This is a genomic window from Staphylococcus devriesei (assembly GCF_002902625.1).
GTDB classification, from domain to species: Bacteria; Bacillota; Bacilli; order Staphylococcales; family Staphylococcaceae; genus Staphylococcus; species Staphylococcus devriesei.
Genome location: NZ_PPRG01000079.1, coordinates 1 through 13,246 on the forward strand (window position 1 = coordinate 1; position 13,246 = coordinate 13,246).

The 13,246-nt window shown below is 29.3% G+C and carries 11 protein-coding genes and 2 pseudogenes; 6 read left to right on the forward strand and 7 right to left on the reverse strand.

The annotated features are described in order from the left end of the window. Positions 1 to 351: pseudogene (locus CD147_RS10780) on the forward strand (glycosyltransferase family 2 protein); the annotation flags it as partial. Positions 352 to 612: 261 nt separating this feature from the next. Here CD147_RS10780 and CD147_RS10785 read toward each other — a convergent pair. Then, on the reverse strand, positions 613 to 1,230 hold the full coding sequence (locus CD147_RS10785; protein WP_103167474.1) for a GntR family transcriptional regulator: 618 nt from the start codon (positions 1,228 to 1,230) through the stop codon (positions 613 to 615). A 112-nt stretch (positions 1,231 to 1,342) separates the two neighbouring features. On the opposite strand from CD147_RS10785, the gene CD147_RS10790 reads away from it, so the two are divergent. Genes CD147_RS10790 through CD147_RS10805 form a run of 4 tightly spaced genes read left to right on the forward strand, consistent with a single transcriptional unit; the run spans position 1,343 to position 5,807 of the window. Further along, positions 1,343 to 2,218 (forward strand): NAD(P)-binding domain-containing protein, encoded by an 876-nt coding sequence (locus tag CD147_RS10790; protein WP_103167475.1) that lies wholly within the window; start codon positions 1,343 to 1,345, stop codon positions 2,216 to 2,218. Positions 2,219 to 2,229: 11 nt separating this feature from the next. Continuing rightward, positions 2,230 to 3,597, forward strand: a complete 1,368-nt coding sequence (locus CD147_RS10795) for a four-carbon acid sugar kinase family protein (protein ID WP_103167476.1) — start codon at positions 2,230 to 2,232, stop codon at positions 3,595 to 3,597. Positions 3,598 to 3,617: 20 nt separating this feature from the next. Continuing rightward, on the forward strand, positions 3,618 to 4,979 hold the full coding sequence (locus CD147_RS10800; RefSeq protein ID WP_103167477.1) for a gluconate:H+ symporter: 1,362 nt from the start codon (positions 3,618 to 3,620) through the stop codon (positions 4,977 to 4,979). 15 nt (positions 4,980 to 4,994) lie between these two features. After that, on the forward strand, positions 4,995 to 5,807 hold the full coding sequence (locus CD147_RS10805; protein WP_103167478.1) for a ketose-bisphosphate aldolase: 813 nt from the start codon (positions 4,995 to 4,997) through the stop codon (positions 5,805 to 5,807). A gap of 182 nt (positions 5,808 to 5,989) precedes the next feature. On the opposite strand, the gene CD147_RS12380 is transcribed toward CD147_RS10805, so the two are convergent. From CD147_RS12380 to CD147_RS10830, 5 genes are all read right to left on the reverse strand, one after another. Continuing rightward, positions 5,990 to 6,910: an SEFIR domain-containing protein gene (locus CD147_RS12380; RefSeq protein ID WP_233649242.1), complete on the reverse strand. Its 921-nt coding sequence runs from the start codon at positions 6,908 to 6,910 to the stop codon at positions 5,990 to 5,992. 604 nt (positions 6,911 to 7,514) lie between these two features. Beyond that, positions 7,515 to 8,345 (reverse strand): AlwI family type II restriction endonuclease, encoded by an 831-nt coding sequence (locus CD147_RS12230; RefSeq protein ID WP_206185155.1) that lies wholly within the window; start codon positions 8,343 to 8,345, stop codon positions 7,515 to 7,517. A 38-nt stretch (positions 8,346 to 8,383) separates the two neighbouring features. Continuing rightward, a complete protein-coding gene (locus CD147_RS12235) occupies positions 8,384 to 8,977 on the reverse strand; it encodes a hypothetical protein (protein WP_206185156.1) in 594 nt (197 codons plus the stop codon). A 390-nt stretch (positions 8,978 to 9,367) separates the two neighbouring features. After that, complete coding sequence (locus tag CD147_RS10825; protein ID WP_233649243.1) at positions 9,368 to 10,321, reverse strand: DNA adenine methylase; 954 nt, start codon at positions 10,319 to 10,321, stop codon at positions 9,368 to 9,370. Then, the gene (locus CD147_RS10830; RefSeq protein ID WP_233643237.1) at positions 10,284 to 11,324 is read right to left on the reverse strand and encodes a DNA adenine methylase; all 1,041 of its coding nucleotides are present in this window, start codon (positions 11,322 to 11,324) and stop codon (positions 10,284 to 10,286) included. Before CD147_RS10830 ends, CD147_RS10825 begins: the two co-directional genes overlap by 38 nt. A 553-nt stretch (positions 11,325 to 11,877) precedes the next feature. Between CD147_RS10830 and CD147_RS10835 the strand changes: the two genes are divergently transcribed. Then, on the forward strand, positions 11,878 to 12,858 hold the full coding sequence (locus CD147_RS10835) for a tRNA dihydrouridine synthase (RefSeq protein ID WP_103167480.1): 981 nt from the start codon (positions 11,878 to 11,880) through the stop codon (positions 12,856 to 12,858). A 166-nt stretch (positions 12,859 to 13,024) separates the two neighbouring features. Here the strand turns inward: CD147_RS10835 and CD147_RS10840 are convergent. After that, positions 13,025 to 13,246 (reverse strand): annotated as a pseudogene (locus tag CD147_RS10840) (carbamate kinase); the annotation flags it as partial.

Below are 13,246 nucleotides of genomic sequence, written 5' to 3' on the forward strand. Positions count from 1 at the left end.
CCACTACATATTTCAAATGATAAATATTATTATGTATATAACGAAAATAAATATAAAAAGAGAATGCATGTAATATTACAAAAGATATTTGAAAAAGATGGAAATATCTACTTAAAATTCTTCTCCAAAAATTCAGATTTAAAGTACCTTGAAATTAAGAGCAGAAAAGACCCAACAAACTATAAAGTTATAGAAATTAATAAGAATCTTTTCAAATCTGGAGAATACACAGTTCGATTCAATACAAATAAACTTCCAAAAGGAAAATTAGCCTTAACCGTACTCGATAAACATTTAAACGGCTCTGTAATTAAATCAGGAATGCAGTTCGATTTTTTACGAAACAGTTAATGGTAACCTAGGTTATATTAAAAAATAATAGATATATTAAAAGGTTTGTCTCTGCGTATTGTGGAAACAAACCTTAATTTTTATTCTGAAATTGATTTTTAGACTTACCGAATAAAATTTTCAAGTTAAAATACTAATGAATGAAAGTTTTATGTCAATAAAAAGAAAGAGCCTCTATTGGATAATTGTAAATAAATCTTATTGGCAATCTTTAAAGCTCATTCAAATTGTTTACTAAATTATATAATTAGCTCTCGTTTGTCATTTACTTGTATTATTAATTAAATAATACAAGCTAAATTCTAAATCTTTTTTTAAATGCTCTTCTAATAAATGTATTGCTTGTTTATTATCATGGTCAATCATCGCTTCTACAATTTCTTTATGTTCTTCAATCAAACCAGGTCTTCTTTTATCAATGACTGTTTTACTAAATAAATAAATATAACTTTTTAATTTTTGATAAGTTTCTAAAATAAACTGATTATTAGTAGCTTTTATTATTTTTTGATGAAATAAATCGTTTGTTGCAATAATCGTCTCTTCATCTTCTTGGTTAATATCAATTTCAGTATAACTTTTTAATTCTAATAAATCCTCTTTTGTATAAACGGTACAAGCTTTACTTAAAGCATGAGTTTCTAATAAAATTCTCATTTCAAATATATCTCTATATTCTTCGCTCGTAGGAATAAAAACATATCCATCTCTAATGAAGTATTCAATTTCTAATTGTTTAATTGCTTCTCTAATAGGAGTTCTACTAACATTGTATTTTTTAGCCAATTTAGCTTCTGTCAATTTTTCATTTTGTTTCAATTCATTCGAAATAATGTCATTTCTAATTTGTTGATATACAGTCAAACCGTCGCGTATCAATAGACTCAGCTCCTTGACTATATACTACTATAAAATTTTTAACATTAAAATGTATACATTTTAATCATTTTAGTATACACTACTAAGTAAACGTTTACATAGGGGAGTAAACATGCAAATAGGGTTTATTGGATTAGGTATTATGGGAAAACCTATGGTTAAAAACTTACTAAAATCAAATAAGACAGTATTAGTTAATGATGTTAATAAAGATGCAGAAATTGAGCTAGCTAACGAAGGTGCACAAATAGTTTCCATAGATGAAATAGCAAAAAGAGCTGACTATCTATTTTTATCTTTACCAAATGGCGCAATTGTTAAATCTGTTTTATATAGTGGCAAAGATTCAATTCTCAATAAGAATGAAATTAATATTAAGTACGTTATTGATACTAGTTCTCTCACACCAAATGAATCTCTTGAAATTAGTAAAGTACTAGAAGAAAAGTCTATTAAATACATCGATGCCCCAGTAAGTGGTGGTGAGCCATTAGCAATTACGGGTGAATTATCAGTAATGGTTGGTTGTGATTCTGATATTCTTCCCAAATTAAAAGAAATATTACAACCTGTATCTGCATCAGTAATAAGAGTTGGAGATGTTGGTTCTGGAAGTGTAGTTAAATTAGCAAATCAAATTATTGTAAATACAAACATTGCAGCATTATCAGAAGGGATATTATTAGCTAAAAAATTTGATATTAATTTAAATGATATGTTCGAAGCAATTAGACATGGGTTAGCAGGTTCAGCTGCTATGGAAGCAAAATTCCCTAAAATAATTGAAGAAGATTATAAAGCTGGAGGTACGCTTAATATTAATTTGAAAGATTTAAAAAACGTTACGTCTACTATAGATACAATTGGTTTAACACTACCTCTTGTAAACCAAGTAAAAGAAATTTTCAAATCCGAAGTTAATCAAGGTAATGGATTAAATGACCAAGCTGGTATTATAAAATACTTTGAAAGACTCAATAATATGTAGGTGATGAATAGATGTTAAATGAAGAAGTAATAAACCAACGTATAAAAGATACATTTAATAAAGGGTTAGAAAATCTAGATTATAAAATTGTAGTTCTAGACGATGATCCTACAGGAACTCAAACAGTAAAAGATTTGCCTGTATATACTGATTGGGATGAAGCGCTCTTAACTGATGCATTTGAACAACCAAACAATATGTTTTATATATTAACAAACTCACGTGCATTGAATGAAATAGAAACAACGCAATTACATCGAGAATTAAGTAAAAACATTGAAAATGTATCATTAAAATTAAATAAACCTTACTTAATTATTAGCCGAGGAGATTCTACCTTACGTGGCCATTTTTATTTAGAACCAAAAATATTAAATGAAGCCACAACAAATCCTTTTAATGCAATTTTTTATTTACCTGAATTCTTTGAAGGTAACCGTTACACATATGATGGCATCCATTATTTAAAAGAAGACAATCAATATATCCCCGTATCAGAAAGCGAATTTGCTAATGATACTACTTTTGGATTTAGTTCAACATCCATGTCTGATTTTATAGAAGAAAAAAGCCAAGGTGAAATAAAATCTGAAAACGTTTATCACATTACTTTAAACCAAATTAGAAATAGAAAAAAAGAACAAATCTTTTCTACTTTTGAATTTTTGAACAACTTAGATGCTGTAGTAGTAGATGCATTAAATGATGAAGATATGGATTACTTTACAGCTTGCTTAGTTGAATACCTTAATTATCACGATAAAAAATTTATTTTCAGAACTGCAGCCTCATTTGTAAAGTCCATATGTGAAACACCTGGTGAAATCATCAATTTAAAACATTATAAGAAAAATAGTAATGGCGGAATTATTATTGTAGGATCTCACGTTAAAAAATCATCGTCTCAACTCAGTTATTTGTTAGAAAATACTGACATAGATTCAATTGAATTTGATGTAAAAGAAGTTACTCAGCCTAATTTACAAAATTATATCGAAAAATTAACTAAGGAAGTTGAGGATTTTATTGTTAACGGAAAAGATGTCGTTATATACACATCTCGTGATGTAATTAAAACAGAGGATTTAACCAATAATTTAAGTATATCAACAAATATATCTAATAGCTTAGTTAGTATAGTTAAACAGTTATCTATACGACCAAGCTTTATTATTGCTAAAGGTGGAATCACTTCTAGTGATGTAGCAACCAAAGGTTTGGGCATAAAAAAAGCGGAAGTCATTGGGCAAATAACTAAAGGCGTACCAGTTTGGTTAACAGGTGAAGAAGCAAAATACAATAATATGCCTTATGTTATTTTTCCAGGAAATGTAGGCGAAGTTGATACATTAATGGAAGTCTATAAATTAAACAGTTAACCAATACGAAGTGAGTTATAATTATGGGAGAAATTTGGCCATTAATTGCCGTTGTCATCGGGGTTGTAATTTTATTAATTTTAATAATGCTACTTAAATTAAATACCTTTATTGCACTTATTATTACTTCAATGATAACAGGTATTATATTAGGTATGCCGTTAGATAAGATTGTACAAACAATTGAAAAAGGTATGGGAGATACGTTAGGTCATATCGCAATTATCTTTGGTTTAGGTTCTATATTAGGCAAACTACTGTCAGACGGTGGTGGAGCTACAAAAATTGCTGAGAAATTAATTGAAAAATTTGGAGAAAAACATGTCACATGGGCAATGTTAATCGCTTCATTTGTTATTGGTATTTCACTCTTTTTAGAAGTAGCCTTTGTCTTACTCATACCACTTGTATTTACACTAGCTAAAAAATTAAAAGTTTCAAACCTAAAAGTAGGACTACCGATGGCAACATCTATTGCTATCACACATGGTTTCTTACCCCCGCATCCAGGAGCTGTTGCTATTTCGCAAGCTGTACATGCTAATATTGGCCACGTACTAATGTATGGCATTATTATTGGTATTCCGTTAGCTATTATTGTCGGCGGTCTATTCCCTAAAATTGCACAAAAATTAGCACCGACTGCGTTTTCTAAAATGGGTAAAAGAGATGATATTGATGAAACAAATTCATTACCTCTTGAAGAACAACCTAATTTTGGTATTAGTTTATTAACTGCACTAAGTCCTGTTATTTTAATGCTACTTTCTACAATCGTTCAGTTGATAACTGGTCATGAAGATGGTAAGGCATCAGGATTTGAAGGTTTTATATATTTCATAGGTTCTTCTTCCACTGCAATGTTAATTGCTGTGTTATTTGCAATTTATACTATGGGTATTAGAAGAAAACAAAAAATGAATGAGATTATGGATACAGTAACAAAAGCTATTACACCTATTGCAATGTTACTACTCATTATTGGCGGCGGAGGTACTTTCAAACAAATTTTAATAGATGGAGGAGTTGGAGATACAATTTCTAATATGCTCCATGGAACAGAAATGGCACCGATTTTCTTGGCATGGTTAGCAGCTGCTATATTACGTGTAGCATTAGGTTCTACAACTGTTGCAGCAATTTCATCAGTAGGTATTGTATTGCCATTATTACAATCAGTAGATATAAATATTTCACTAGTTGTTTTAGCTATTGGTGCTGGAAGTATTTTCTGTTCTCACGTAAATGATGCAGGTTTTTGGATGTTTAAAGAATATTATGGACTAACAATTAAAGAAACATTTTTAACTTGGACCTTGTTAGAATCTGCACTATCAGTAATTGGTCTTGGATTAATATTAATTGTAAATATGGTTATTTAGCAAGGAGGTGCTCTTGTGAATTATAATGAACTACTGAATAATGCAAGGGATAATGGATACGCTATTCCTCAAATTAACTTAAATGAGATAACTTGGATTGAGCCAATAATAAACGCAGCTAATAAAATGAATTCACCTATTATTATTGCAACCTCAGACAACCTGATTGATTTACTAGGAGGCTATGAATTTGTTTGTCAGACAATTAGAAGTAAAATTTGTGCAATGAAAGTTGATATCCCTATTAAAATTCACTTAGATCATAGTACTTCTACCGAAAACTGTGTTAAAGCTATTGATGCAGGTTATGATTCAGTAATGTTTGATGGCTCTAAACTAGATATTATTGAGAATGTTAAAGAAACATCTAAAGTAGTTGCGTATGCACACAAAAACAAAGTTTCAGTTGAAGGAGAAGTTGGTGGTGTTGGGGGTAAAGAGGATGGAATTGAAGACACTATTAAATACGCAAGTATCGATGACTGTATTACAATTACTAAAAAAGCAAATATCGATGTTCTCGCACCCGCTTTAGGTTCTGCACACGGTGAATATAAAGGTAAGCCCAATTTAAATTTTGAACTAATGGAACAAATCAATAATACTCTTCATCAACCGTTAGCGCTACATGGGGCTACTGGTATTTCAGATACTGATTTAAAACATGCTATTCAACTAGGGCACTCAAAAATAAACTTTAATACTGAAATCAAAAAAGCATGGGCAAGTACTTTAAGAACTACTTTAGAAGAGAATCCTTCATTTTATGAACCTCAAAAAATAATAAAACCTGCAAAAATGCAATCGAAAATGCTACAGTCAATTTGATTAAAAAATGTAATAGTGAAAATAAAGCTTAAAGTTAATAACTTAAGTAGCTATTTGAAATACTAAAAGTAATACTAATTAGCGCTTAGTAAGAATTATTATCTCACTCTAAAAAATGGACTAATAAATAACTATTGGTCCATTTTTTTACGAAATATAATATTAATAATACCTCTTATAATTCAAAATTTAATATCTTCTATGTTTTGCTTTAATGAGACTTCAAAATTCTTAATTTTTTCTTTTTCAATTTGTTGTTTTTTTAATTTTGTCTCTATAAATTTTTTATATTCCTTATTCGTATCCTCAACGCACATTATTAAAACATCACGATGATAATTTTTCACTTCTTCAATTGTAGTACCGTCTAAAATTATTTTATCTTCTATAACTTTAACCTTTCCAAATCGATGCATTAGAGTAGCTCTACGTGGATGATTCCATTTATATATGAAAATATCACACCATTCTTTACTTGGTTTTTTATTTAGTAAAAACGGAATACTATATAAAGCTGAACCTCTTGTACCATCTAATTTTGGTAGTGTTACCTCTTCTTGCTTTATTCCTAAAATTTTTATTTCATCATCAATTTCTTCGATTTTACTTAAATTGGTTAAACGATCATAAACACTTTTATTTTTTATTTTTGTTTTATTACTATGGCCAACTATAGTTGCTAATAAGTCATTAATTTCATTGTTGTATTCTTTAGATTCTTTTTCGTAGTATAAAGCTGTCCAAAGTTTGCCCTTTAGAAAATTAGGGATATAATTTTTATCTTTTTCATTCAATAATATTGGTAAAAATCTGTCTCTATCAACGTTTCTAAAAATCTCTTCTGACATTAACCTTGCTTCGTAGCCACTGCCTCCTAATCTTTTGTCAGTATTTTCTTTATAACGCTTACTACAAATTATTAGAACAAAATCTGACTGTTGTATCCCTTTCTCCATAAATAATGGTAGTTCTTGCCCCTTATTTATATCCCATTTATCAAAAGTCACATCCAACTCTATATATTCTTCTAACATTCTTGCTATTTCAACAACTTTCACATCTTCTACTTCATCCCAAGCATAGGAAATAAATATTTTTTTCATAACACAACAATCCTTTTTGTTAATATTTAGTTTTATTATTCCCTTATTTTTTCTCATTATACTTATCACAATTAATTGTTTTCACTTATATTAAAGAACTACCAAATATTGATATAATTCTCATCACATAAAAATTTTTCCACGAATTCTATCTATATTTTTAATTAAGCAAAGCCCCGAAACTATTCACACTAGTTTAACGGGGCTTTTTAGTACTTATTAACATAATTCTATTGTATAGGTTGACGGCCTATAGATAATAAATGTTTATTTTCTTCGCTTTATTATAATACTATTTTTTCACACTGTTCAAAATTATAATTCATATTTTGGCTTTATGTAGACAGCTTTCAAATTAAAATACTATGCATAAAACTTTCGTATCAATAACCTTAAAGAATATCTATAAGATAAATTGTAAATAATCAACATCGGTGATTCTCAAAGTTCATTTAAATACTTAAGTTCTAAATAAATTTAGAAGAATATAAAGAGTTAAAGTATCAATTTTAGCTTAGTTAAATTATAGTAATTATTAAATAGCATCCCAAAACATGGCTAAAAATAGACCTATTCTCAATACTTAAATAATTTCATTAATTAACTATCTTTTTTTCATAAAACGACCTTTAGCATAAGAACGAGTCAATTTGTAATCATTAATAGAATTGGCTGTTTTGGAAAAATTTCCAAAGTCTTCAGCTTCCCATGCAAAAATTTCTGCGCCTGACTCTTGTTTAACTATATCAATCCGATTTCCTACTGCTGATACAATTTTTGGCGCTATAAACAATCCGAACCAATCATTAATATGTTCATTCTCTAGATCCTTAAAATCTATTTCATTCGTACTCAAAATATGTTCTTGTATTGATGGTATTTCATGTTCAACTTGAAATGAGCGCGCATAAGAGATAGTTGGCTCTGCTAAAGCATGAACATTATTTTCAAAAATATCGATATCAGTTCCAACACTTCCTTCTTTTTGGCCTCCCGCAGTAGAATAAGGAATTCCCTCATCATCAACAATATAATTAGGACGAATTTCTGCTTTTTTCAACGCTTTTTGCAAAACAATTGAAACTAAAAATTCAAAACGTGCAGGCGCTTGAATTTCTTTTAGAACCAAATTATTGGTTGAGCTTCCTTTTGATGATTTAATAAGTTCTTCATAAAGAAAATCCCATGATTTTTCTGACCATTCATATAATGCTTTTTGTTTTACTGTTGACATAAATTTTGTTTCAATAATTTCAGATGAATATATGAGATTGTTATCTATTTCTCCCATATAATCTAAATATTTTTTAGAATTCATCATATTAAAATCTTTATTTTCAAAATAGCATTTTAAAATATAATCAACTTTATCCTTATTCATTGAATCAATATCAATAAATCTGCCTGCTCCCCGTAATGCTACAAGTCTTGTCATTCTTAACTTTCTAACAACTTCATCTCGAGTCTCACCCGTTAATTTATCAAACTTATAATGCTTCTTTTTTTCTTTATAAAGTCATTAGTGGCAGGTCTGAGTTCATTAGTAGTATTTTCATCTATAAGGTTCATCGCGTACTCATATATTGTTTCTTCTGAAGCTTTATATCCGAATTTTTCACGGAACTTATATATGTATTCTGCTAAAGCTATATAGTCATTATCTCCCCAAGCGATTATAAAAGTTATGTCTTCTCGATGTATTCCAGGTCTGTTATATTTTTCATTTAGATATTGAATAAGTTTTAGTACTAGGGTAAAAAAGTTCACCTTAACAGTATTACTACGATAGGGATTATTTATTTGATACTTAGAAAATGCAATTAAAAATGCGCTTGTTTCATAAGAATCATTATAGTCAGGTAATACTCTTCCACTATCAAATGAGCGTATCATTAAATTTCCATTTTCTGAAAACTCTATTTTTTGATTAAACTCTGTATGAACGAATCCTAATTCGTTCGCAAATGAAAATTGAGTATAAAACCTTGAGATCCACCCCCCTGGCATAGAAGAATCTTGTCGATATTCTTGTATGGTATTTTCAAGTAAATATAACATTTTTTCCAAAGGAAATTCGTCATTATTAGATTTTTTCCATTCTTCAAAATAATCACTTACTTTTTTTCTGCTTCAGGCGATTGATCTTTAGCTTTAAATTTAAATTTCCCACCATATTCTTTCCTATATTTTCCAAGAGTTGCTCTAGTTGGTTGGTAAACTTTTTTAATAATTATTTGCGCTTCTATTTCTAAGGCTAATTCATAAGTTAAAACCTGCCCTTCATATAATTTTAGTATACTTAAAAAGTATGGTAATCGTTCTGGGTTTCTAATTGTTGTGTCAAATGAAATTGGCTTTCTTAGAAGTTGTTGTTATTTAGACATTAAAGTGCCCTCCCCTAATTTATTTTAATTAAAAAATAATTTTAATAAGATTTAATTTTATAAAGTAACATCATTACTTTAATTGATATATGTTTGTTACATAGATATCATGAGTATCTTTAATTGAATTGTTAAAACGACTTATATAATTTGATTTAATTTTATAAACTCGATATTTATCCATCCATTCCTCAAGTATATGATTATGGTTCCCATGATGATCTTTTACCATATTTGACAACCCCCATTGGACACCTTTTTCATTCAATTGGTCTAATATTCTATATAACCGTTTTTCGTTTTCTTCACCCCAAACTTTATTATATTCACTTGAAGAAATTAAATAAGGTGGGTCAAGATAGATAAAATCATCTTCTTTAAATTTCTTTTCTAATACTTTTTCAAAGTCTAAATTTGAAAGTGTAATATCATTTTTTATAGACCATTTTGCATATTCATTTAAAGCCAATGATACATTAGAATTCCAATCTAAATTCTCCACAGGCAGGTTGAATTCGCCTTTTTTATTAAAACGAATCATATGATTAAAACCATATACTAGTAATAAATAAAGTAAATCAGTACGCTTTTGGTTAGAGTTATAATCTGAACGTAATTCTAAATAACCACTTTTATTATACTTTGAAAAATATGTCTTCTTATGAACCTTTTTTAATTCCTCTATTACAGGATTTTTTCCAAACTCGCTATGGCTCAATCCATAATAATTAATTAATAATTGCATTTCAAAAATGAAATTTTCGATATTTGCAGATTTTTCTTGTAAAAAATGGTGCAACTCTATAACTTTTTTATCGATATCATTTAAATGAAAGTGTTTGGCCTCTACATTAATTGAAGCAGAGCCACCGCCGCCGAAGACATCATAGTAATTATTAATATTATTTGGAAAAACCTCTAACAACTGAGGCATTAATTTATATTTATCTCCTACATAAAATAGAGGGCTTCGGATAGGTTTACGGGGGTTATTTTTCTTCAAGTTTTCCTTCATTAATATTGTCATTAAATACACCTACCTCAGTTATAAATACAAATTCTTTATGATCTTTTAAATCAGTTTTACCAGTATTAAAAAATTTATATGAATGTTCAAATTGTCTAGTGTGACCTACTTTCATTAAACTCTCTATAATTTGTTCATGCGTGATTTTATTTTTGGAACTTGATGATTTAGGTTTATATGTATTATTATACGTAACAATAATATATTTCACATTAAGATGACTAATTAAATCATCAAACATTTTTGGAGCAGAAACTTTAGAATAATCGCTCATATTCTCACTTGGAGGTTTCATAGCTACGCCACTCAAAGCAGGCTTATCCCACTTTACTATAGTTTCAAGAACATGGTAAAAACGACTATATTGACGTGAATTATATGGCGGATCTATAAAAGCGACATCTGCCTTAATTTCTCTAACCAATTGGTTAGAATCTTTTCTAAAAATAGAAAAACTTTTTTCACTTTCGTTTAGTGGATTGATTAATTCAAATTTAAATCTATCTACTAAGTTATTATTATTTGATTTTCTATAAGCATCATAATGACCGACAGTATTCGCTATATTATCTAAAGAATATAAAAGGGAAGCTATCAAAATCGACTTTTCACGTTCGTTAATTTCTTTATTTCTTTCAATTCTTTCTCGAATTTCTCCAATTTTCATTGCATCATAGTTACTAAAAAATTTACCACCATAGTTATCTTCTAAATAAGTATCATCATAATCTCTATTTGTTATTTCATTATATACTTGTTTCAAATTAAGCAACTTTTTAATATCATATTTTTGAGTACCAAAAAATGCTTTATATATAACATTATTTGAATATAAAAAGTCATTTATAATAAAATGATTAAAATCATTTACAAATTCTTTAGTTACTACTCCTGTTCCAGCAAATACATCAAAAAAAGAATCTCCTTTTACGTATTCATCAACTAATCCTCTTATCCATTTAAGAATTTTAGTCTTATTTCCGATGTATCTACGTTGCTGCAAGTCATATCGTCCAAACGGTTTAATAATTTCTGAATTTAATTTTTCAAGTTCTAAAATTACTATTTCACGACTTTTATTTACTGTTTTTGAAACTGCATCTATTTGCTTTACAGTTCATTTTTCTAATGCTTTTTTATTTAAATTTCTAACCGTTGTTTCTGGTAAACCTGAAATAAGATGCATTTGGTTCATATTAGTATTATTTTTCGCTAAATAAGTTTCTAACAATTTCATAAAGTCCACTCCTTGATGAATAATTATACCAAAGAGTCATTCTAATTCCCACCATTTTTGGTGGGTTATGTAGTCAAAATTTAAAAAATAATAATTACTTGAAATAATCTTTTCAATCAATTATTTCTTTTCATATATAATTATTAATGGTTTTACTATACTATTTAAAAAATCTCTGAATATTTTAGACTCCTGTTAGACATCCCTCTTTTCAAACCTGTAACTAGTTAAATTCCTTTTGTCTAAGCTCTTCCTTTGTGGTAATATCATTATGCATAAAAATTCGTGATACTAATAAAGAAGAAGGTTTAAATATATTATGAAAGAAAATTTTTGGAGTGAATTGCCACGTCCATTTTTTATTTTAGCACCTATGGAAGACGTTACAGATATCGTCTTTCGTCATGTGGTTAGTGAAGCAGCTAGACCTGATGTGTTTTTCACTGAATTTACAAATACTGAGAGTTTCTGTCATCCTGAAGGTATACACAGTGTGCGCGGACGCTTAACGTTTAGTGAAGATGAACAGCCTATGGTCGCTCATATATGGGGTGATAAGCCGGATCATTTCAGAGAGATGAGTATAGGTTTAGCAGAAATGGGATTTAAAGGTATTGATTTAAATATGGGATGCCCTGTGGCTAATGTTGCTGGTAAAGGTAAAGGCTCTGGACTGATTCTACGACCTGAAAGAGCAGCTGAAATTATTCAAGCAACTAAAGCAGGTGGACTACCAGTTAGTGTTAAAACTCGTCTCGGTTATTATGAAATTGACGAGTGGAAAGAATGGTTAAAACATGTCTTCGAACAAGACATCGCAAACTTATCTATCCACCTTCGTACACGCAAAGAAATGAGTAAAGTAGATGCTCACTGGGAATTAATTGAAGCTATTAAAAATTTACGCGACGAAATTGCGCCAGACACATTATTAACTATTAATGGCGATATTCCTGATAGACAAACAGGTCTCGAGCTTGCCAATAAATTTGGCATCGATGGTGTCATGATTGGCAGAGGTATCTTCCATAATCCCTTTGCTTTTGAAAAAGAACCACGCGAACATACAAGTAAAGAATTATTAGATTTATTAAGATTACATCTATCATTATTTAACAAATATTCTAAAGATGAAACACGCCAATTCAAAAGTTTACGTAGATTCTTCAAAATCTATGTACGTGGCATTAGAGGTGCGAGCGAACTACGCCATCAATTAATGAGTACGGAATCAATTGACGAAGCACGCGCATTACTCGATGAATTTAAAGCTCAAACCGACGATGATTTAGAATCTTAATATTTATCTCACAAGTCCCCTTGCTAACTATGCTTGTTAACAAGGGGGCTCATCTTTTCTAATATTTGCGACTTTATAACACATTTTCTCCATATATAAAGAACAAAAGCGTCTAGAATTATTCTAAGACGCTTTTGTGTATAGCAATTAATGATTTTAGGTTATTTTAATTTTTAATCAATGTGCCAATTTTACCGTCGAGCGCATCTCCTAAGCCTTCTAGAGACGTAATTAACACGCTACCGTTTTTACTTTTTTCAAGGAATTGAAGAGCTGCCTCAACTTTAGGAAGCATACTTCCCTTCGCAAATTGATTATCAGCAATATGTTGTTTGATTTCATCAACTGTCACTTCGCCAAGACCTTCTTGATTATCTTTTCCAAAGTT